The following is a 21,050-nucleotide window of genomic DNA, read 5'->3' on the forward strand; positions in this document are numbered from 1 at the left end:
CCTTATTTTTTTGCCTAAAAATGAAGCTGAGTATATGATAATTTTGTTTTGGAGGTTGATTCTTAGATTTTGTTAAAAACCAATATTACGGCTTATAACGTACTGATTATTAGTTTATGATATAATGGTTCAAATAGAAGAGATGTAAATAAGAACAAGCTGTAATAAAAATGTTGAGGAGAAATTCTATGAAAGAAATTGATTATAGTCAATGGAAAATGAATTTATTTTATGAAGATGAGAATAAGAAAATATATATAGATACTGCATCTGAGGAAAAATATATCGTTTATAAGTTGTTTTCAGGTATTGAGGTTATGTATTGTAATTTTGTTAACAATGAGCAGTGGTCTGTTCCTGCAATATTTGAAGTTCCTAAATACTTTCAAATTGCTTATAGTCATAATGGAGCCCTGCAACTTGAATTGAATAAAGGCAAAACGGTTTGGTGCGATCCAGGAGACTTATACATTTTTCATGATGTTAATAGAAGATACTATTCTGAAGTTTTAACAACGGATTTTCATGGCTTTCATTTAATCATAACACCTGAGACGATTGATTCTGAAACAAGTGCCTATTTTCTAAAATATTTTGATTTGAACGTAGCAGATTTATATAAGAAGATTCAGACCATGAAGCCGGTATTGAAACTTAAATCTTTTGATAATGCCATTCATATTTGTGAAGAATTATATGAAAATATTTTAGAGGAAATGATTGGGGTTATACGAGTGAAGACAATAGAGCTGCTATTGCTTCTCTATGAAACAAATATAAATCAGGTACATATTTATAGGAATTTCACGAAAGAAACCATCGAAAAAACAAGGATGGCGAAAGCGTATATCGATGCCAATTTAGAGAAAAACATCACGGTAGAATATTTATGTATAACATTTGATTTAACGCTAACTTTATTTAAAAATTGCTTTAAAGAGTTGTATCAGCATGCTCCGTATGAGTATTGTTTAAAGGCAAGAATGACAAAAGCAGCAGAACTACTAGAGCATACAAATAATGACATTTTATCAATTGCCTTAGAAGTTGGATATGTGAATTCAAGTAGTTTTGCAAGAGCGTTTAGGAAAGTATATCATACTTCTCCAAGTAGATTTCGAGAAAATAAGCTATTTACTAAATTTCAATAGAACTTCATTTTAACTCCAGCAGCCTCTTGGCTATGGAGTTTTTGTTTTATACGGAAAATGAAAATTGATGTCCGATTAGTATATTCATGACCAAACAGAAGCGCAAGTGATTTATGAGTAGAGTAGAATACTGTTTATACTAAAAGGAGAGAAATCATGTTTAAGAAAATTTTGAAATATTCAGGAAACGACAACAAGCTACTTAAAATTTCAATTTTTCAAAGTATCTTGAGTATAATCTGTAGCATTATACCCTATTTTATTACTTATTTAGTAATTGACAAGCTTGTTACTAACCAAAAGATGGAGGGAGGTTTCTTAGCAATCGCTGCTAGTATAGTTTTTGTTATGCTTATACTGCAGAATATTATCTACTTAATTGGGTTAAATAATTCTCATATCTTTGCTTTCAATGTGTTGCAAAATATTAGGGAAAGTCTTCAAGAACGCCTAGAAGCATTACCTATCGGGTATATACAAGATAAGGGTAAAGGAACTATAAAGCAGGTGTTTGTAGAAGATATTGATAGTATTGAAATGCTTTTAGCCCATGCTATTCCAGAAGGAATCTCAAATCTTTTGGTTACGTTGATTGTGATAGTGATGATGCTTCTTGCTGATATTCGTTTAGGGTTGTTAGCTTTAGCTGCTTTTCCAATAGCTATTGCAGGATTTATGTCTATGTTTAAAATTGGCTCAAAATATATGGCTGAGTATTATGCAGCGGGTCAAAATATGAATAATAACATTATTGAATACGTTAATGGTATGGAGGTTGTTAAGGTTTTCAATCAGGATGGTTATTATTTTGGAAAGTATAAAGAGAGTATCTTAAATTATCGGGATAAAACAATTTCCCAATACAAAGCGACTCGATCTTCTGTTGCAACTTATAGTGTGATGTTCACTGCATCAGAGCTTGCTTTATTACCAATAGGATCCTACTTAGTTATGAATCAAAGTGCTTCCATTTCTAATTTAGTTTTAGTTTTATGTTTGGCAACTAGTTTGGGGACGCCCTTATTAAGATTGGTTTCTTTCTTGCCCGCTTTGATGCAAATAAACTATAAAATTGATGAACTAGAAAATATTATGAATTGTGAGCCTCTTCAAGTGGGAAATAATGAATTTACAGGAAAAAACTATAATGTCTCATTTGAAAATGTAGTATTCTCTTACGACGACACACCTGTAGTTGATGATTTATCTCTAACTGCTAAAGAGGGTGAAACAACTGCTTTGGTTGGGGAGTCAGGAAGTGGTAAAAGCACTTTGGCAAAATTATTAGTGCACTATTATGATCCTCATTCTGGAAAGATCACTATAGGTGGGCAAGATATTAGGGAGTTAAGTTTATTCACGCTAAGCTCATTAGTATCTTATGTATCGCAAGATGTGTTTCTATTCAATCAATCCATTTTTGAAAATATTCGTCTCAGCAAACCCACTGCAACAGACGAAGAAGTTATAGAAGCAGCAATGAAAGCGCAATGTTTGTCAATCTTCGAGCATCTTCCTAATGGTATTCATACGATTGTTGGTGCTAAAGGAGATAAGTTGTCTGGAGGAGAAAAACAAAGAATTTCAATTGCGCGAGCATTTCTTAAAAACTCTCCAATCTTACTTCTTGATGAAGCAACAGCGTATATTGATGCCGAAAATGAAAAGCTTATTCGTCGGGTAATAAACCAGCTTGCTGAAAATAAAACAGTCATTATGATTGCTCATCGTTTAAAAAATATTAAAGATTCTCAACGGATTTATATTTTAAATAAAGGTAAAGTTGAGTGCTTTGGCTCACATGAAGAAATATTGAGTGAAAGCAAAACATACCAACAGTTATGGCATGCTGCGATTAAGAGCGAAATGTGGCAACCGAAAGGAGGGGCTTGATATGATATTCAGATTTCTAAAAAGAATTTTACAGGTCTCCGGAAAGCATGGAACAAATATTAGACAATCATTTGTATTTTCAATTTTAGAATCAATTTGTCAGAAGGTTCCTATTGGACTTGCAGCTATAACAATTATAAAACTGATGAATCAAGAATTATCGCCTTCTGATAGCTTTTTGATATTTGCGGTATTGGTTATTAGTGTCGTTTTACAAATGATATTTCACTATATAAACGATCAATTGCAAAGCGATGCGGGGTATAGAGTTTTTGCAGATCTTAGAGTTAGTTTGGCAGACCATTTAAGAAAGCTACCCATGGGTTATTATACAGCTGGAAATATAGGGAAATTAAGTTCCGTATTAAGTTCAGATATGATGTTCATAGAAGAAAATGTTATGAGAACAATATCTCAAGTGGCTAATTACCTATTCAATACAATGATACTAGTCGTTTTCAGCTTTGTGCTAGATTACAGACTTGGACTTGTTGTCACGATAACATTGATTATCTACTATTTCTTGATTGAACAGCTTGCTAAAGCATCATTGGATGAAGGTCAGATCAAACAACAGCAAAATGAAAAGCTTACCAATGAAGTTCTGTTCTTTCTGGACGGAATTGCTGTTATGAAGAGTTTTAACCGTTTAGGAAGGAGTTCAAAATCTTTACGAAGTACATTTGAAAAAAGTAAACAGATTACATTAGATATGGAAAGTATATTTACTAGAAATCTAGGAAAAGTCTATATACTATTAGCTACATCTACGTCTATTTTATTGGGAATGCCCTTCTATTTATACGATTCCGGTATCTTCTCGGTTGAATATCTCCTTGCTCTTACCCTTTTTTATCTCGGATTGTTTATTCCCTTAAAAGCACTTAGTGGTGATGTGGCATTGTTTGCAATTATGGATGCCTGTCTAGATCGCATCAACGAGGTATTTAATGTTGAGGTCTTAGAAGATAAAGGGGAAAAAGTAGTTCCGCAAGATAGTAATAATTTAGCCGAAATTGAATTTGAAAATGTCTCATTTGGATATGATACAAATCTTGTATTAAATAATATCAGTTTTAAGCTGGCACCAAAAACTATAACTGCATTAGTTGGTCCGTCCGGATCAGGAAAGAGTACCATAGCAAATTTGTTGGCACGATTCTGGGATGTACAACAAGGAAAAATCAAAATTAGAGGTACGGACATTAAAGATATTCCATTAGCGGATTTGATGGATTCCATGAGTGTTGTCTTCCAGCAAACTTATTTATTCCAAGATACTATTTTAAATAATATTAAATTAGGACATCCAAAAGCTACAAGAGAGCAAGTCATTGAGGCGGCTAAAAAAGCTCGTTGCTACGATTTTATTGAAGAATTTCCAGATGGTTTAGATACTGTTATTGGTGAAGGCGGTGAAAGCCTTTCTGGTGGACAGCGGCAACGGATTTCAATTGCGAGATGTATTCTTAAAGATGCTCCAATTATTATCCTTGACGAAGCAACGGCAAGTGTTGATGCAGATAATGAATATTATATCCAACAAGCTATTTCTGAATTGGTGAAAAATAAAACTTTGCTTATTATTGCTCATAGACTAAATACCATTAAGTCCGCAGACAAAATACTTGTCATTCATCATGGAAACGTAGTAGAAGAAGGAACACATGATGAGTTGGTGAAATTAAATAATTTGTACTCTAAATTATTTAGATTGAACTCGCCTATTTAAATTAAAAATATAAATAGAATTTTAACAATTGTGAAAGGAAAAAATTATGAAGAAAAAAATGAATACAAAAGACCATATTTTTGCTGGTGCATTTGGTGCAATCTATATTGTTATTTTATTTGCATCAGTAGCGATACTTGCTATTAACCCGTTAATGTACTTGTTCACACCACTTATTGTTGGCATTATTCAAGGGCCAGTATTTGCTTTATATACTTCTAAAGTACCTAAAAGGGGAGCTATATTATTGTTGTCCACTTTATGTGGATTATTAATTACTGCATACTCTCCTATTCCGTTTATTGTGGCAGTTGTAAGTGGGGTGGTTGCTGAAATATTTATGAAGAATCGTGATAAGGACTTAAAAGGTAGCTTTACGCTTGCTTATTGTAGTTTTAATCTTTTAACTATGGCGCCATTTACATTACTTATCTTTGCAAGAGAACAGTTTCTGAAAGTTTCTCTTGGGTATTATGGACAAGCCTATGTTGATAAAATTACTTCCTTAACTCCTTCATGGATTTTAATTGTCTTAGTTGTTTTAGCATTAATTGGTGGTTTCTTTGGTGCAAGATTGGGTCAAAAACTTAATAAAAAACACTTTGAAAGGGCAGGATTAGTATAGGTGAAAAGTCGTGCAGATAGCCAATTACGATTTAAAAGTGATTCTTTCCTAGATGTTTCACCGCTAGCAAAAATCATTATCTTTGTCATTTCATCGACATTAATGCTTCAAAATAGATCACTCATTTCAGAAATAACAGTTGGCATCATTACTATTTTAATTCTTGTCAATAGCAAAGAGAAAAAACGGACTCTCGTATTCACATCCTTATATTTTGGAACAATTTTATTTGAGGTAAGTATAAGGATGTTGATTCTTTCTAGCTTCATTGTATTTGTATTTGGTCTGTTAAAAATTTTTCGTTTGTTTTTACCTACGATGGCTTTGTACTATATTCTTTCAGAAAAGACAACCGCTAGTGAGTACTTATCAATGTTTAAACGATTTCACATACCAGATTCTTTTTCAGTTTCATTTGTTGTAATGCTTAGGTTGATTCCTACTTTGAAAGAACATATAGTCAATATTCAAAAAGCTTTAAAATTTAGAAATTTAAAAGTTGGCCTTGCACTTTTTTTAACACATCCTTCTGTAGCAGTTGAGCGTGTTGTGGTACCATTACTTATTTCTTCAGGAAAGGTGATTGAAGAACTTTCTGCTGCTGCACTTACTAGAGGATTAGATGTTAGAAGAAAAAGGAATACAATATTAACTTTTAAACTATCTATTACTGATGTACTGATTGGGAGCTTGATGATCATCATATTTATTTACTTACGAAGGATAGGATAAATGAACGCACTTGAATTTAGCCATGTTTCTGTTCTCTCAAATGATAATTCCTCGAAATTGCTGAATGACATATCTTTCACAGTAAAAGAGGGCGAATGTGTCGTTTTGTGTGGTAAAAGTGGCTGTGGGAAAACAACGATTACTCGATTAGTCAATGGTTTGATACCACAATTTTACGAATCACTTCAGAAAGAAGGAACCATTAAAATATTTGAAAGTGAGATAAAAGACGAAACGCAGAGTGATTTATCTAAAATGATAGGAACGGTTTTCCAAAATCCGAAATCACAATTTTTTAATATTGATACTTCCAACGAGCTTGTATTTGGTTGCGAAAACCTTAATCTAAGCTATGATGAGATGATATCAAGAGTTAATGATGTTATCACTTTTTTATCTCTTGAATCGTTGATTAATCGAAATATATTTGAGCTTTCTGGTGGAGAAAAACAACGAATTGCCTGTGGATCAGTCATTGCGATGGAACCACGGATAGTAGTATTGGATGAGCCGACTGCCAACCTGGATCACGCTTCTATAAAACAATTAAAAGATGTTCTTATTAAGCTAAAAAACAAAGGGTTTACGATTATAATTGCAGAGCATAGACTTTATTGGCTACATGGATTAGCCGATACGTTTCTTTATTTAAAAAATGGAGAAATTGAGCAAAGTTACACGTATCGTGAGCTTGAAAGCCAAGGGAAAAATTTCTCTCAATTAGGTTTAAGGTTGCTAAATATATCTGATAACTTTCAACGATATGAAGAATTTTTAAATAAACCAAAATGGGAATTATATGAAGTGAATAAACCAAAAAATATTTCTGATTTTGAGATTCATTTAGAAAATGTGAAAATATCTTATGTAAAAAACACTGTATTTGATATTTCAGATATAACTTTTAAAAGTGGGACAATTATTGGAATAATTGGTAAAAGCGGAGCTGGGAAAACGACATTCGTCAATACTTTATTGGGCTTTATGAAGCATAAAGGGCATATAAAACTAAATCAGCAAATACAAAAGAGTAAATCGTTAAATGAGCAGGGGTTTATGGTAATGCAAGATGTTAACCATCAGCTCTTTTCAGATACAGTTTTAAATGAAGTTCAATTGGGAAACACGGCTTCAAAATCAGAGGCGGTTGAATTGCTTAAAAATCTTGGGATAGAAAAGTTACAAGACAGGCACCCTGCGTCTCTTTCAGGTGGAGAGAAGCAGCGAGTTGCGATTTCTTCTGCTTTACTGTCATACAAAAAAATAATAGTCTTTGACGAACCAACTTCGGGGTTAGATAAACAATCGCTTGATGATTTTTGTAATCAAGTTCGAAAAATATCTTCAAAAGATAATATTATTTTTATCGTCACGCATGATGTGGAAGTCGTCTTTCAGTTGGTAGACTATGTTCTTCCAATTTAATTGGAAAAAATTTAAATAGAGTTAAATACTGGGTACATTTTTAAATATATTAAAAGGACTGTCTTTCTTATTTTTTGCTGAAAAATGGATTTGAATATATGACAAATTTAGTTTGAATGTTACCTTTTAAGATATACTGAGTGCAATAAAAGTCTATTACTAATCATACAAAGACTGGAAAGGAAACTTAATATGAAATTATTTTTTTCTAATGCACTATATAGAAGTATCACACTATCAAGAATGTTCAATTTAATGGGGTCTTACATATACAATATTGTATTTGTGATTTATGCTGCTAGTTTACCCTACGCAAATATAGCTGTATTTATTGCAAATATCATTACGATTATTCCAACGTTTTTTACATTTTGGATAGGAGTACAAGCCGATAGAACAGGTAAAAAAGGCGATCTCATGATTGTCATAGGCTTTGTTCAGGCGATTCTATTTACAGTAGTAGCTTTCTTGATTTCTAATAAAACCTTCCTTGTTTTTGCAATTGTGTGTTTCTTAAATGTCGTGACAGATGTTTTAAGTGACTATGCTGGTGGCTTAAGAATGCCGATTTTACAAAAGAATTTAGAAAAAGATGAGTTATTTGAAGCTTACTCTTTTACTCAATTTATCACTTATTGCTGTAGCATTACTGGACAAACAGTAGGGGTTTGGTTGCTTGCAATTTCAGCCAATAATTTTGCATTAGTTGCTACGATCAATGCTCTATCATTTTTAATTTCTTCTATGGTGCTTCTACATAAACGCCGTCAGTTAATTCATGAAACTGTGACCTCAACTTTTGAGAAAAATTCTCTTTTTACACAATTTAAAATGCTTTATCAAAATATGGAGTTGATTTTTCAAGAATCTGAAAATGCTTCTTTCATTCACTTGCTGCTTGCGATTTTAACTTTGAATATGATGGGAGGAGCTATTAACAGTATTTACAATTTTTATTTTCTAAAACATACCATTTTTCATCTTACTTATGCGCAATCTCTTTTGATTGTAGAAGTTGTTCTATTGGTTGGCGCCATTCTAGGAAGTTTGACACCTCACGATTATTTTTCAAAAAAATCATTTTCATTTCTGCTTGTCATGAATAGTTCTTCATTTGGACTAGTTGGCATTAGTAATTTAGTAGGTCTGCCACCAATCATTGGGATTATTATCTTAGCTTTTTCAGCTTATATAATGGGAAAATCTACACCTAAACTGGATGCTATGTTAATGGCTAATTTACCATCTAATGTGTTGGCTCAAAGTAATAACTTTCTTGGATTGTTATTTACCTTTTCTTTACCATTGGGAACGGTCCTCTTTTCAGTTCTCTCTGCCTACAATATCTATTTGTGCTGGTTTATTTTTGCTGTCTGTTCACTATTGGCACTTTTGCTGTCTTTGCAAAATAATCGACTCAAAAAAGGAGACATTGGTTAAACTCTAGAAACTAAGATTAAGCTGCTATTTATTTTCCTCTATTTTTTATTTTAGAAGTATTCTGTGGGTGATTATTTCTTGATTTACGCAAACGATTGCTTTCAAGATTGGTATGAGATTGCGATTTTTGAAAGTTAACTATAAAAAAACAATTTGGAAACGTTTTAGTCAAGAAAATTGCTTGATAAAAAAGTGGTAAAGCGGTATCATAGTAGGGAAGAAAAATTGGAGGACTATAATGACACATATTCAGTTTAATTACTCAAACGTTCTTGGAAAATTTGTTGCACCGCATGAAGTGGACTATATGCAAACACAAGTTTCTGCAGCAGATGAACTATTGCGCAAAGGAACTGGTGCAGGAAGTGACTTCCGTGGTTGGCTTGACCTTCCAGAAAACTATGATAAAGAAGAATTTGCTCGTATTTTGAAAGCAGCAGAACAAATCAAATCAGATAGCGATGTCTTGGTGGTGATTGGGATTGGTGGTTCATACCTTGGAGCAAAGGCCGCAATTGACTTCTTGAACAATCATTTTGCGAACTTGCAAACCAAAGAAGAACGCAAAGCTCCTCAAATTCTATATGCAGGAAACTCTATTTCATCTACTTATCTTGCAGACTTGGTGGAATATGTTTCGGATAAAGATTTCTCAGTCAATGTGATTTCTAAATCAGGGACAACGACAGAACCTGCCATCGCATTCCGTGTCTTCAAAGAACTCTTGATTAATAAATATGGTCAAGAAGAAGCTAACAAACGTATCTATGCGACAACTGACCGCCAAAAAGGTGCTGTTAAGGTTGAAGCAGATGCTAACGGTTGGGAAACATTTGTGGTTCCAGATGACATCGGTGGACGCTTCTCAGTATTGACAGCAGTTGGATTGCTTCCGATCGCTGCATCAGGCGCTGACATCAAAGCCCTTATGGAAGGTGCCAACGCAGCACGTAAAGACTACACTTCAGACAAGATTGCAGAAAACGAAGCTTATCAATACGCAGCTCTTCGTAATATCCTTTACCGCAAAGGTTATGCAACTGAAATTTTGGTTAACTACGAGCCATCACTTCAATACTTCTCAGAATGGTGGAAACAATTAGCTGGCGAGTCAGAAGGAAAAGACCAAAAAGGAATCTATCCAACTTCAGCTAACTTCTCAACTGACTTGCACTCATTGGGTCAATTTATCCAAGAAGGTGCGCGTATTATGTTTGAAACAGTTGTACGTGTGGACAAACCACGCAAGAACGTGACGATTCCTGAATTGGCAGAAGACCTAGATGGACTCGGCTACCTACAAGGCAAGGATGTTGACTTCGTTAATAAGAAAGCAACAGATGGTGTGCTTCTGGCTCATACAGATGGTGATGTGCCAAACATGTATGTAACGCTTCCTGAGCAAGATGCCTTTACTCTTGGGTACACGATTTACTTCTTTGAACTTGCTATTGCGATTTCTGGTTATTTGAATGCTATTAATCCATTTGATCAACCGGGTGTTGAGGCTTACAAGAAAAATATGTTTGCCCTCCTTGGGAAACCAGGATTTGAAGACTTGAGCAAAGAATTGAACGCTCGTTTGTAATTTGTATACAATGGAACGACTTCTGAAAAGGAGTCGTTTTTTATACGCCGAGCATATAATTGAGTGAAATTTTCACAAAAACAGAAGAAAAAGATAGAAAGAAAGCGCTTTATTGTGTATAATAAAAGCAGATTATACAACGGAGGCGCTTTATGTCACAAGAAACTTATATCATGGCGATTGACCAAGGGACAACTAGCTCGCGAGCGATTATTTTCAATAAAAAAGGTGAGAAGGTTGCCACAAGTCAAAAAGAATTTACTCAAATTTTCCCACAGGCAGGCTGGGTTGAGCACAATGCAAATGAGATTTGGAATTCTGTACAGTCGGTTATTGCAGGTGCTTTTATTGAAAGTGGCATTAAGCCAAATCAGATTGAAGCAATTGGTATTACTAATCAGCGGGAGACAACGGTTGTTTGGGATAAGAAAACAGGTTTGCCTATTTATAATGCTATTGTTTGGCAATCTCGACAAACAGCTCCTTTAGCAGAAAAACTCAAGCAAGATGGCTATGTAGAGTTCTTTCATCGAAAAACAGGTTTGATTATAGATGCTTATTTCTCTGCAACTAAGGTACGCTGGATTTTGGATCAAGTAGAGGGAGCTCAGGAACGAGCAGAACAAGGGGAATTGCTCTTTGGAACGATTGATACATGGTTGGTCTGGAAATTAACGGATGGTGCAGCTCATGTGACTGATTATTCCAATGCAGCGCGGACGATGTTGTATAATATCAAGGATTTGAAGTGGGATGATGAGATTTTATCTTTGCTCAATATCCCAAAAGTCATGTTACCAGAAGTTCGTTCAAACTCAGAAATTTATGGAAAAACAGTTCCCTACCATTTCTATGGAGGAGAAGTACCGATTTCAGGAATGGCAGGCGATCAGCAAGCTGCTCTCTTTGGTCAGTTGGCATTTGAGCCGGGAATGGTGAAGAATACTTATGGGACAGGCTCTTTCATTATTATGAATACTGGGCAGGAATGCAATTTATCAAAAAATAATCTTTTGACAACCATTGGTTATGGGATAAATGGCAAAGTGACTTATGCTTTGGAAGGGTCGATTTTCATTGCGGGTAGTGCTATTCAGTGGCTTCGTGACGGCCTGCGCATGATTTCTAATTCACCTGAATCTGAAAAATATGCAAAAAATTCCACCAATGAAAATGAAGTATATATCGTTCCAGCTTTTACAGGCCTTGGAGCACCTTATTGGAATCCAGAAGCTAGAGGTTCTGTTTTTGGTTTGACACGTGGAACGAGTAAAGAAGATTTTATCAAAGCCACTTTGCAATCCATTGCTTATCAGGTGCGCGATATCATTGATACGATGCAAATGGATACTGATACAGCTATCCAAGTTCTAAAGGTAGATGGTGGCGCTGCAATGAATGATTTTCTTATGCAATTTCAAGCAGATATTCTTGGGATTGAGTTAGCACGTGCGACAAATTTGGAAACAACGGCTCTTGGAGCAACTTTTCTAGCGGGGCTTGCGGTTGGCTATTGGAAAGATGTGGAGGAGCTAAAAACATTAAATGCGGTTGGGGAAATATTCTATCCAACTATGCTAGAACTAGAGTGCCAAAAATTATATGAAGGCTGGAAAACAGCAGTTGCAGCGACACAATTTTTTGCAAAAGAAACTAGTAAATAGTTGAAAAAACAAGATTGTGAATGCAAGTAACATTTATTAGTCATTGTAAAAGAGCGATTAGGAGCAAATCTTGATTGTTCTTTTTGGTTTAAGATCTTAAAAACAACGTTAACTTTAAATTCTTAGAAAAATCGCTTATAACCTTCATTTTAGTTTAAGTAAGGAGAGTAGGTTAAATGGCGAATATGCTTGCTCTTATTGGTTTTTTTGAAAATTATGGTATAATAGATATAATTTTGGTAGATGGAGTTGAGTTTTGAAGAAAAGCTATCGCGTCAAGAGCGAGAAAGATTTCAATGCAATTTTCAAAAAGGGGCAAAGTGTTGCCAACAGAAAATTCGTTATTTATAAATTAGAAAAGGAACAAAAACATTTTCGAGTAGGAATATCCGTCAGTAAAAAACTAGGAAATGCAGTCATGCGCAACAAGATTAAGCGACGTATTCGGCACGTTTTGTTAACTCATCAAGTAGAGTTAGCGGCGCTTGATTTTGTTGTCATTTCACGGAAAGGTGTAGAAATTTTGACCTACCAAGAATTAGAACAAAACTTGCTTCATGTGTTAAAAATAGCAAAAATTTATCAGGATGGTTTAAGTAGTGAAAAAGAAAAGTAAGTTGATGGGGCTTTTAGTTCTAGCCTCTTTCATTTTAACAGCGTGTGGAACAAGTGAAGTCACAGCGAGTTCGTCAGATTTATGGGAGAGATTTGTCTATCTCTTTGCTGTAACGATTCGGTTTCTTTCGTTTAATGGAAGTACAGGAATTGGGATTATCCTCTTCACTTTAATTATTCGGACGGTGCTTTTGCCGGTTTTCCAATTGCAGATTAACGCTTCACGCAAAATGCAGGAAGCACAGCCATTGGTGAAAGAATTGCAAGCGAAGTATCCAGGGCGTGATATGGAAAGCCGTAATCGTCTGGCTCAAGAAACGCAAAAACTATATAGAGAATTAGGAGTGAAGCCTTCGGCATCATTATGGCCCTTGCTCATTCAAATGCCTGTGCTGATTGCGTTATACCATGCTTTGATTCGTGTTGAGTTTCTTAAAGTTGGGCATTTTCTATGGATGAATCTTGGGGCGACAGACCCTTATTATATTTTGCCAGTTTTAGCAGCTGCGTTCACCTTTTTAAGCACTTGGTTGAGCAATAAAGGAATGGCAGAACGTAATGGTTTGATGACGGGAATGATGTTTATCATGCCAGTCTTTGTCTTTTTCTTTGCGGTCAACGTAGCTAGTGGGGTTGCTTTATATTGGAGCACATCGTATGCTTATCAGGTTTTCCAAACGCTTTTATTGAGCAATCCATATAAAATTATTGCAGAGAGAAAAGCAAAAGCGATGCTTGAGCGTGAACGGGAAGAAAAGAAAAAACGTGCCTATCGCAAAGCACAAAAAAAGAAAAAGTAAGGAGGCGCTTGTATGGTATTGTTTACAGGAACGAGTGTTGAAGAAGCTATTCAAAATGGCTTGCGCGAGTTAGATATTCCACGGATGAAGGCACATATCAAAGTGATTTCACGTGAGAAAAAAGGGTTTTTAGGATTATTTGGTAAGAAATTGGCTCAAGTTGATGTTGAGGCTATCAATGAAACAACAGTAGTAAAAGCTAATCAAAGAGCTGTCAAAGGTGTTCCGGATATTATTAATGCGCAAAATGAGCCCGTAAAAAGTGTGAGCGAGGCAACGGTTGATTTAGGACATGTTGTAGCAGCGATTAAGAAAATCGAAGAAGAAGGTAAAGAAATTTCAGATGATGTCAAAGCTGAAATTTTGAAACACGAAAAAGAAGCGAGTACGATTCTTGAAGAAACGGGAACGATTGACTTACTGAAAGATAGTGATATCGTAAATTTTCAAAAATCGGTCGGTCAAGAAGAAAAGCCAACTGACAAGATTATTTCTTTTGATCAAGCTGCAGAAAAGCACTCGAACACCCAACCAATCGATGAAGAGTCAGCTAATTTTGAAGATTTAGGCATTCAAGTTGAAGAAAATTATGATCTTGAAGAAGTGATGGGGAGTGTGACAAGCTATGTGCAAAACATCGTGGATGAAATGGATGTAGAAGCTAGCCTTGCAAGTACTCATAATCGCCGTACAATCAATATGCAGATTGATACTAATGAGCCTGGCCGCATTATCGGATATCACGGAAAAGTACTGAAAGCTCTTCAGCTATTAGCACAGAATTATCTTTATAATCGTTACTCTAAGAGCTTTTACATTTCTATCAATGTCAATGATTATGTAGAACATCGAGCAGAAGTTCTACAAAGCTACGCTCAAAAGCTAGCTGACCGTGTATTAGAATATCAACATAGTCAAAAGACAGATCCTATGTCCAACAATGAGCGGAAAATTATTCATCGAATCGTTTCTAAAATGGATGGACTTACCAGCTATTCAGAGGGTGATGAACCAAACCGTTATGTTGTAGTGGATATTGATAGTGAATAAAGAGAAAGCCAGCAGAGATGCTGGCTTTTGTAGTAATAAACTAGGAGAAGGATATATGAAGAAGAGAGTTTTTCTAATTATTTTAGGGTTAGTACTACTTGACGCCTGTGGTCAAAAGAAAATAGAGAAGCAGGAGAATACTTCTGACTCAAGTAAGAGTACATTGGACAAAGAGCAAAAGAGTCCTTCGATTTCAGTAGCATAAGATGAAAAATTATATGCTTCGACTTTGGATAAATTAAAGAAAGATACTTCTGAAGGCTGTGCGAAGATATACACATTTTATGATATTGATAAAAATGGGACAGGATTCTTATTACGCAAAGCGTTAACGTGAATAACTCAGAAGCATTCTATTATAAAGAGTAAAAAAGAAAGGAGTTCTCATGTCACTTTTTCCAGCTATTGAAAGCTTTCTACCCCATCAGGGAGTCAAGTACATTTCTCCAGATAAGGCAGGCCAGTTGCGCAAGTCCATGCTGGAATTCAAGGCTAATGGACAGGCAGCGCGTAAGGAGTTTGCAGACTTGGTCAAGGATTTTCAGTGCCTTTATCCCAAGCTGACCTTGGAGCGAACTAGTCAGTGGATGAATCAGGCGCAGATGCTGCGGCCACATTTTTGGAATTATCTTAAAGGTTATGGGGAAATTACGGAGCCTATGTTTGCTCTGCGCTTGTATGGAACTGCAGAAGACTTTGGGGTGTCACTAGAGGTGAGTTTCATGGAGCGCAAGAAAGATGAGCATAGCCTTAGTAAGCAAAACCGAGTACTGAATCTGCCTATCCAGTCACCAGCTTACTATTTTGTCCAGATCAATGGTCTGAGTCAGCGCTTTGAAGGTACGGAGAAAAATCGTCAGTTTCTTATCCAGCAAGTGGCAGCCGGTCAGGCTCGCAAGGTTCTGGTCAAATACGATATTCCCCTCTATCGAGCCACTTCAAGGGATCAGGTGCTGTCCCAGTTGCAGGAGGCCATGACAAGCTTAATTCCCTTTTACGAAGCGACTCGAAGCCTATGATTACGTTTTTAAAGAGAAAGTTATTTCAGTAAGTATTGACAAAAGCCCCAGAATCATATAGAATAGTTAAGTATGTTTAGTAACTGATCACAATAGCCGGCTAAACGAATACAAGAATCTAAGAGGAGGTATTCAAAGTGAAACGTACTTATCAACCAAGTAAAATCCGTCGTGCGCGCAAACACGGTTTCCGTCATCGTATGGCAACTAAAAACGGTCGTCGCGTGCTTGCTAGCCGTCGTCGTAAAGGACGCAAAGTTTTGGCTGCATAATCCAAACGAATACAAGATGAAGAACCAACGGAAACTCGAGACCGCTGGTTTTTTTGTTGAATAGCAAAGAAGACAATCTGCATTTACTACAAGATTTTGATATAATAGAAGATGATATAAAGAGGAAATATAAGATGAACATTTTTGATACACATACCCACCTCAATGTGGAGAATTTTACAGGAAAAGAAGCTGAGGAGATTGCTTTCGCTCGTGAGTTCGGTGTTACTAAGATGAATATTGTAGGTTTTGATGCAGAAACTATTGAAAAGTCGTTAGTACTATCTCGGCAATATGAGGAACTGTACAGTACGATTGGTTGGCACCCGACTGAGGCAGGAACGTACACACAGGAAGTTGAAGAGATGATTATCAGTCATTCACACGATCCAAACGTTATTGCTCTAGGTGAGATTGGGCTAGATTATCATTGGATGACAGCACCAAAGGATGTACAAAAACGTGTTTTTCGCCGACAGATTCAGTTATCAAAAGAGTTGAACTTGCCTTTTGTAGTGCATACGCGTGATGCTTTAGACGATACATATGAGGTGATTAAAACTGAAAGTGTCGGTTCGCGTGGAGGCATTATGCATTCTTATTCAGGTTCTTTGGAAATGGCAGAGCGCTTTATCCAGCTGGGAATGATGATTTCATTTTCTGGTGTGGTTACTTTTAAGAAGGCACTGGATGTACAAGAGGCTGCGCAGAAGTTGCCTTTAGATAAGATTTTAGTTGAGACAGATGCGCCTTATCTAGCTCCTGTACCAAAACGCGGTCATGAAAATCGCACAGCTTATACTCGCTATGTTGTAGACAAGATTGCAGAGCTTCGTGGCTTGACAACAGAAGAAGTTGCACAAGTAACGTATGAAAATGCACTGCGAATATTTAATTTGAAAGAAGATTGATGAAAGAAAAGATTTCTCAGGTTCTAGTTGTAGAAGGTCGAGATGATACGGCCAATCTCAAACGGTATTTTGACGTCGAAACTTACGAAACGAGAGGGTCTGCAATTTGCCAAGAAGATATGAAGCGTATTAAACGTCTTCATGACCTGCATGGAGTGATCGTTTTTACTGATCCAGATGTCAATGGTGAGAGGATTCGTAGGATGATCATGACCGCTATTCCTAGTGTTCAACATGCTTTTTTAAGGCGTGATGAAGCCGCTCCTAAGTCTAGAAATAAAGGGAAGTCATTGGGGATCGAGCATGCTTCTTATGAAGATTTAAAAGCTGCTCTTTCTCAGGTAACTAAAAATTTTGAAAAAAAGACTGATTTTGATATCACACGTTCAGATTTGATTCGCTTAGGATTTCTGGCAGGCAATGACAGCCGCAAACGTCGTGAATTTTTAGGAGAAGAACTCCGCATTGGCTATTCAAATGGGAAACAGTTGCTTAAACGCTTAGAATTATTTGGAATCAGTTTAGCAAAAGTTGAGAAGGTGATGGCGTATTATCAAGAAAGCGAAAACTAATAGAGGAATAGTCTGAAAAAATGTATCAGAACAGGTAGAAATAGCGGAATAGGTTATCAAGCAGCTAAACAGCTAGATAGAGCAGATAAGGACCATGGCATCAATACTGAGATACAGGCCGTTTTTACGGAATACAAGGGCAACTATGTACTCTTGAATTGAAAAAATCGTGGTTTTGTGGTCAATCACAAAAAAGTTCAGTTATCAATACTGTTAGTTATATAAAAAATACATTTCAAAATTACAGTTTGAAAGAACAAGCTCGAAATAAAGATTATTTAAAAGTTCAAAATATGTTTAGGAGTGTTAAAATAAATGCGTAAAACAAAATTTTATTTAGTGGTAGCAGGTCTGTTATCAGTTTTCCTTATGATTCTTTCAGCTTGTAGTAGTTCTACTGGCAATCATGCTAATACTAATTATCTTCAAGGAGAATGGAAGGTTCAGACTGCTAATGGCCAAAATTCAACTATTACATTTGATAAAGATAGTGTTACTGTAGGAGAGAAAAAATTTGCTTATAAACAAAAATCGGTAAAAACTAAAAAAGGTCTCACTTATTATAAAATAGAACAGAACGGTGAAGACTATTCTGTCATTTTTCCTGAAAAGGATAAAAATATTGCTATAATGATTCAGCCAACATCATCAAAAGATGATTTATATGGAACGATGCTTTATGCCATGAACAAAAAGAAACAACCGAACTATAAACAATATGCTCAAAAGTATATGAATACAAAGTAGTCTCCAAATGTTTAATCTCACAATGGTGTTTATTATGATAGGTGTAGTATAAAACAAGCTGGGGGATTTCTCCCTCAGCTTGTTTTGCGATAAAGAGTTAGTAGCATATGAGTTACAAATTACAATTTTTACCATAATTAGATTTAACAAAATAGACTGATGTATTAGTAGACCAATGAAATAATTCCATCACTCAGAGAAAGCAACATTCTAGTGGAAATGAAATAGAGCATCAATATGCTTCGAATCTCTTTATAGATAGAACTGAACAGCAAGCAACAAAAGAAAAATTAGACGTAAAAAAGCTAGTTGCTTCAGCTAATATGATTAATTTTAATAAAAATGGTGTCCAAAATAGTAACAAAGATATTATGCAAGTTTATTAGCGGGTTCTTTTTCAGAACTACACTGCAAAAGTAGTTAATGGCGCATTGCAAAAGCAGTACAATGTGGATAAGAATTTTTATCTTGATCTTTATAATCACTCTGCAACTGCTTTGTATTTTGAAAAAGCAATTTTAAAAGCTATTAATGATGCTGTTGATCAAAAGAGTGTGAAGCAAGCTTTAGCAAAGCAAGTCATGCATACATTCTCAAAGCGAGCAGAATTACCTCTTGATTATACTAATCAAGTTAATAGTACAATCGCTTCTATTAGTGTTAGAGCTGGAGACTATACAGCCTTGTTTAATAAATTGAAGGCTATGGGTGCTCTATCAGATGAACAGATTAACTCTTACAATACTAAGTTAAATTTGTTAGAAAAATATGCTAGTGCTAAAGGAGCAACTACAGGGACAATACCAAGTTATTCCTTTATAAATGTGGAAAATGATAATTTGCCATCTACAGTATCAAAAACGTTTGCGATGGATTCGGTTTATCCGGAGATGAAAGCAAATGATAATAAAGAAAATAAATATGTTGCAACCTCAGTACGTGTAACAAATATCCGTGGCCGAGGTGCTCAAAATGTTGCAGTAACTCCAAGCGTCAATAGTATTTCAGAACCAACGTCCATTCAGTTTCAATTACAGTTTACCCCTAATGATGGAGTGAATACTGTAGAATTTGATGTTGAAATTGGTAATGAGAAAATACTAATGCAGTATACATTTTTCTATGATAATAGCAAAGTAAATACTGCATTCGTAAAAGAAAATTTATCTTCTACTCGGAAGTGAAAAAAGGGAGCTCTCGCTTTCTGGATGGCTCTACTAAAACTAGGGGGTCGTTGACAAACTGAAATGGTAGACTTATACTATTACTAGGCTTGCAATTATAGCACATACTGTTGTCAGCAGCTTAATTACTCTATGGCTGAGTTATATCAATTTTTAGTTATGAACTAAGGTATAAAAGATAAAGAGGAATCATATGGAAAAAGAACAAGATAAAAAAATAAATCATGGGTCTATGAGGGGACAAAAACGCCGTATTCATTTGGCGTTTTGGATTTTGCTTGTACTAGGAATTATGCGGATTTTATATATTTTATTTAGCTAATAGATAGAAAAGAGAACTATGAGAATTGCAGATTATAGCGTGACACGGGCAGTACTTGAGCGTCATGGCTTTACTTTTAAAAAATCGTTTGGGCAGAACTTCCTGACGGATACCAATATTTTACAAAAAATTGTGGATACGGCTGAAATTGATGAGAATGTTAATGTTATCGAAATTGGACCGGGTATTGGGGCACTGACTGAGTTTTTAGCGGAGAATGCAGCAGAAGTCATGGCTTTTGAGATCGATGAGCGTCTAATTCCGATTTTAGCAGATACCCTGCGGGATTTTGAAAATGTTAAGATTATCAATGAAGATATTCTTAAGTCAGACTTACAAGCTCGGATCAAGGAATTTACTAATCCAGAACTGCCTATCAAAGTAGTAGCTAATCTTCCTTATTACATCACGACTCCTATTTTGATGCGTTTAATTGAAAGTGGCATTTCCTTTAGTGAGTTTGTTGTGATGATGCAGCGAGAAGTAGCTGATCGCATCTCGGCGCAGCCCAATAGTAAGTCTTATGGCAGTTTGTCAATAGCAGTGCAGTATTATATGACGGCTAAGGTTGCTTTTATCGTACCGCGGGGGGTCTTTGTTCCTGCACCAAATGTAGACTCGGCTATTCTAAAAATGACTCGCAGAGACAAGCCGGCAGTCGAGGTTGAAGATGAATCATTCTTCTTCAAGGTCTCAAAAGTAAGCTTTACCCACCGAAGGAAAACCCTTTGGAATAATTTGACTAGTTATTTTGGAAAAACTGATGAAGTCAAAACAAAGTTGGAAGCCGCTTTGAGTAATGCTGAATTATCTCCAAGTGTACGAGGAGAAGCGCTTGCTTTGCAAGAATTTGCACGTTTAGCAGACAGCTTATATGAAGAGGGATTCAGATAAACTGCATAATAAGTATCACATAACAAAGAACCTCGCTAAGTTCATCTTAGCGAGGTTCTTCATAAGGAAAGGATGGGATTTGAACCCGCGCATGAATAAAATCCATTTGCCGGATTTCGAGTCCGGTGCCGTACCAAGCTGGGCCACCTTTCCAACATTACAGAATAAACACTTTTTGAATGGGGTATATCCAACTATGTTATTTCGTTCCAAACGAGAAGACAAAACATATCCTAGTGTGAGTTAGAAGCGCTGCATCAACGAAAGATCAAACGAAATAAAAATGCGGAAAAAGGGATTTGAACCCTCACGTCCGAATGGACACATGCGCCTGAAGCATGCGCGTCTGCCGTTCCGCCATTTCCGCTTGCTATCTATTATACCACATTCGCAACGTTTTTTAATCATTTTTTT

The 21,050-nt window shown here is 35.8% G+C and carries 20 protein-coding genes, 2 tRNA genes and 1 pseudogene; 21 read left to right on the forward strand and 2 right to left on the reverse strand.

From position 1 onward, the window contains the following. Positions 1-188: 188 nt before the first annotated feature. From HMPREF1654_RS03320 to rsmA, 21 genes and pseudogenes are all read left to right on the forward strand, one after another. Positions 189-1,151 carry a helix-turn-helix domain-containing protein gene (locus tag HMPREF1654_RS03320; RefSeq protein WP_003077577.1) on the forward strand — a complete coding sequence of 321 codons (963 nt, stop codon included), beginning with the start codon at positions 189-191 and terminating at the stop codon, positions 1,149-1,151. A gap of 156 nt (positions 1,152-1,307) precedes the next feature. Beyond that, positions 1,308-3,044, forward strand: coding sequence for an ABC transporter ATP-binding protein (locus tag HMPREF1654_RS03325; RefSeq protein WP_003077483.1), 1,737 nt, complete (start codon positions 1,308-1,310; stop codon positions 3,042-3,044). Between the two features lies 1 nt (position 3,045). After that, positions 3,046-4,776, forward strand: coding sequence for an ABC transporter ATP-binding protein (locus HMPREF1654_RS03330; protein WP_003077651.1), 1,731 nt, complete (start codon positions 3,046-3,048; stop codon positions 4,774-4,776). A gap of 46 nt (positions 4,777-4,822) precedes the next feature. Continuing rightward, positions 4,823-5,401: an MptD family putative ECF transporter S component gene (locus HMPREF1654_RS03335; protein WP_003077748.1), complete on the forward strand. Its 579-nt coding sequence runs from the start codon at positions 4,823-4,825 to the stop codon at positions 5,399-5,401. After that, on the forward strand, positions 5,402-6,133 hold the full coding sequence (locus tag HMPREF1654_RS03340; protein ID WP_003077454.1) for an energy-coupling factor transporter transmembrane component T: 732 nt from the start codon (positions 5,402-5,404) through the stop codon (positions 6,131-6,133). Beyond that, a complete protein-coding gene (locus tag HMPREF1654_RS03345) occupies positions 6,134-7,558 on the forward strand; it encodes an ABC transporter ATP-binding protein (protein ID WP_003077516.1) in 1,425 nt (474 codons plus the stop codon). Positions 7,559-7,750: 192 nt separating this feature from the next. Then, on the forward strand, positions 7,751-8,998 hold the full coding sequence (locus HMPREF1654_RS03350; protein ID WP_014829563.1) for an MFS transporter: 1,248 nt from the start codon (positions 7,751-7,753) through the stop codon (positions 8,996-8,998). Between the two features lie 238 nt (positions 8,999-9,236). Continuing rightward, positions 9,237-10,586, forward strand: a complete 1,350-nt coding sequence (locus HMPREF1654_RS03355; protein WP_003074745.1) for a glucose-6-phosphate isomerase — start codon at positions 9,237-9,239, stop codon at positions 10,584-10,586. 152 nt (positions 10,587-10,738) lie between these two features. Next, entirely contained in the window at positions 10,739-12,250 is a 1,512-nt protein-coding gene (gene glpK / locus HMPREF1654_RS03360; RefSeq protein ID WP_003077583.1) for a glycerol kinase GlpK, read from the forward strand. Between the two features lie 256 nt (positions 12,251-12,506). Continuing rightward, positions 12,507-12,866, forward strand: a complete 360-nt coding sequence (rnpA, locus tag HMPREF1654_RS03365) for a ribonuclease P protein component (protein WP_003074739.1) — start codon at positions 12,507-12,509, stop codon at positions 12,864-12,866. After that, positions 12,850-13,665 carry a membrane protein insertase YidC gene (locus HMPREF1654_RS03370; RefSeq protein WP_014829564.1) on the forward strand — a complete coding sequence of 272 codons (816 nt, stop codon included), beginning with the start codon at positions 12,850-12,852 and terminating at the stop codon, positions 13,663-13,665. Before rnpA ends, HMPREF1654_RS03370 begins: the two co-directional genes overlap by 17 nt. 12 nt (positions 13,666-13,677) lie before the next feature. Continuing rightward, a complete protein-coding gene (gene jag / locus HMPREF1654_RS03375; RefSeq protein WP_003077618.1) occupies positions 13,678-14,715 on the forward strand; it encodes an RNA-binding cell elongation regulator Jag/EloR in 1,038 nt (345 codons plus the stop codon). Positions 14,716-14,770: 55 nt separating this feature from the next. Next, positions 14,771-15,034, forward strand: a pseudogene (locus tag HMPREF1654_RS10355) (hypothetical protein); the annotation flags it as partial. Between the two features lie 67 nt (positions 15,035-15,101). Next, positions 15,102-15,734 carry a hypothetical protein gene (locus HMPREF1654_RS03380; protein WP_003074728.1) on the forward strand — a complete coding sequence of 211 codons (633 nt, stop codon included), beginning with the start codon at positions 15,102-15,104 and terminating at the stop codon, positions 15,732-15,734. A 137-nt stretch (positions 15,735-15,871) separates the two neighbouring features. Further along, a complete protein-coding gene (gene rpmH, locus HMPREF1654_RS03385) occupies positions 15,872-16,006 on the forward strand; it encodes a 50S ribosomal protein L34 (protein WP_003026476.1) in 135 nt (44 codons plus the stop codon). Between the two features lie 134 nt (positions 16,007-16,140). Then, the gene (locus tag HMPREF1654_RS03390; protein ID WP_003077477.1) at positions 16,141-16,917 is read left to right on the forward strand and encodes a TatD family hydrolase; all 777 of its coding nucleotides are present in this window, start codon (positions 16,141-16,143) and stop codon (positions 16,915-16,917) included. Further along, on the forward strand, positions 16,917-17,489 hold the full coding sequence (gene rnmV, locus HMPREF1654_RS03395; RefSeq protein WP_003077629.1) for a ribonuclease M5: 573 nt from the start codon (positions 16,917-16,919) through the stop codon (positions 17,487-17,489). The genes HMPREF1654_RS03390 and rnmV overlap by 1 nt, the downstream gene beginning before the upstream one ends. 315 nt (positions 17,490-17,804) lie before the next feature. After that, positions 17,805-18,236 (forward strand): hypothetical protein, encoded by a 432-nt coding sequence (locus HMPREF1654_RS03400; RefSeq protein WP_003074719.1) that lies wholly within the window; start codon positions 17,805-17,807, stop codon positions 18,234-18,236. Between the two features lie 449 nt (positions 18,237-18,685). Further along, the gene (locus HMPREF1654_RS03405) at positions 18,686-19,420 is read left to right on the forward strand and encodes a hypothetical protein (protein ID WP_003074717.1); all 735 of its coding nucleotides are present in this window, start codon (positions 18,686-18,688) and stop codon (positions 19,418-19,420) included. Positions 19,421-19,613: 193 nt separating this feature from the next. Continuing rightward, positions 19,614-19,742, forward strand: a complete 129-nt coding sequence (locus tag HMPREF1654_RS10305) for a hypothetical protein (RefSeq protein ID WP_003074715.1) — start codon at positions 19,614-19,616, stop codon at positions 19,740-19,742. Between the two features lie 18 nt (positions 19,743-19,760). Then, a complete protein-coding gene (rsmA, locus tag HMPREF1654_RS03410; RefSeq protein ID WP_003077789.1) occupies positions 19,761-20,636 on the forward strand; it encodes a 16S rRNA (adenine(1518)-N(6)/adenine(1519)-N(6))-dimethyltransferase RsmA in 876 nt (291 codons plus the stop codon). A 64-nt stretch (positions 20,637-20,700) separates the two neighbouring features. On the opposite strand, the gene HMPREF1654_RS03415 is transcribed toward rsmA, so the two are convergent. Together HMPREF1654_RS03415 and HMPREF1654_RS03420 are read right to left on the reverse strand one after the other, a co-directional pair. Continuing rightward, positions 20,701-20,789, reverse strand: a tRNA-Ser gene (locus tag HMPREF1654_RS03415). Positions 20,790-20,920: 131 nt separating this feature from the next. After that, positions 20,921-21,003 (reverse strand) — tRNA-Leu (locus tag HMPREF1654_RS03420). Positions 21,004-21,050: the final 47 nt, after the last annotated feature.

The sequence above is a fragment of the Streptococcus intermedius SK54 = ATCC 27335 genome, from assembly GCF_000413475.1.
GTDB classification, from domain to species: domain Bacteria; phylum Bacillota; class Bacilli; order Lactobacillales; family Streptococcaceae; genus Streptococcus; species Streptococcus intermedius.

Excerpts from the sequence above, each read along its gene's own strand:
- rsmA (WP_003077789.1), top strand. The coding sequence starts at position 19,761 with ATGAGAATTGCAGATTATAGCGTGACACGGGCAGTACTTGAGCGTCAT.
- HMPREF1654_RS03330 (WP_003077651.1), top strand. The coding sequence starts at position 3,046 with ATGATATTCAGATTTCTAAAAAGAATTTTACAGGTCTCCGGAAAGCAT.
- HMPREF1654_RS03335 (WP_003077748.1), top strand. The coding sequence starts at position 4,823 with ATGAAGAAAAAAATGAATACAAAAGACCATATTTTTGCTGGTGCATTT.
- HMPREF1654_RS10305 (WP_003074715.1), top strand. The coding sequence starts at position 19,614 with ATGGAAAAAGAACAAGATAAAAAAATAAATCATGGGTCTATGAGGGGA.
- glpK (WP_003077583.1), top strand. The coding sequence starts at position 10,739 with ATGTCACAAGAAACTTATATCATGGCGATTGACCAAGGGACAACTAGC.
- HMPREF1654_RS03390 (WP_003077477.1), top strand. The coding sequence starts at position 16,141 with ATGAACATTTTTGATACACATACCCACCTCAATGTGGAGAATTTTACA.
- HMPREF1654_RS03325 (WP_003077483.1), top strand. The coding sequence starts at position 1,308 with ATGTTTAAGAAAATTTTGAAATATTCAGGAAACGACAACAAGCTACTT.
- HMPREF1654_RS03380 (WP_003074728.1), top strand. The coding sequence starts at position 15,102 with ATGTCACTTTTTCCAGCTATTGAAAGCTTTCTACCCCATCAGGGAGTC.
- HMPREF1654_RS03355 (WP_003074745.1), top strand. The coding sequence starts at position 9,237 with ATGACACATATTCAGTTTAATTACTCAAACGTTCTTGGAAAATTTGTT.
- jag (WP_003077618.1), top strand. The coding sequence starts at position 13,678 with ATGGTATTGTTTACAGGAACGAGTGTTGAAGAAGCTATTCAAAATGGC.
- HMPREF1654_RS03320 (WP_003077577.1), top strand. The coding sequence starts at position 189 with ATGAAAGAAATTGATTATAGTCAATGGAAAATGAATTTATTTTATGAA.
- rnmV (WP_003077629.1), top strand. The coding sequence starts at position 16,917 with ATGAAAGAAAAGATTTCTCAGGTTCTAGTTGTAGAAGGTCGAGATGAT.
- HMPREF1654_RS03345 (WP_003077516.1), top strand. The coding sequence starts at position 6,134 with ATGAACGCACTTGAATTTAGCCATGTTTCTGTTCTCTCAAATGATAAT.
- HMPREF1654_RS03350 (WP_014829563.1), top strand. The coding sequence starts at position 7,751 with ATGAAATTATTTTTTTCTAATGCACTATATAGAAGTATCACACTATCA.
- HMPREF1654_RS03400 (WP_003074719.1), top strand. The coding sequence starts at position 17,805 with ATGCGTAAAACAAAATTTTATTTAGTGGTAGCAGGTCTGTTATCAGTT.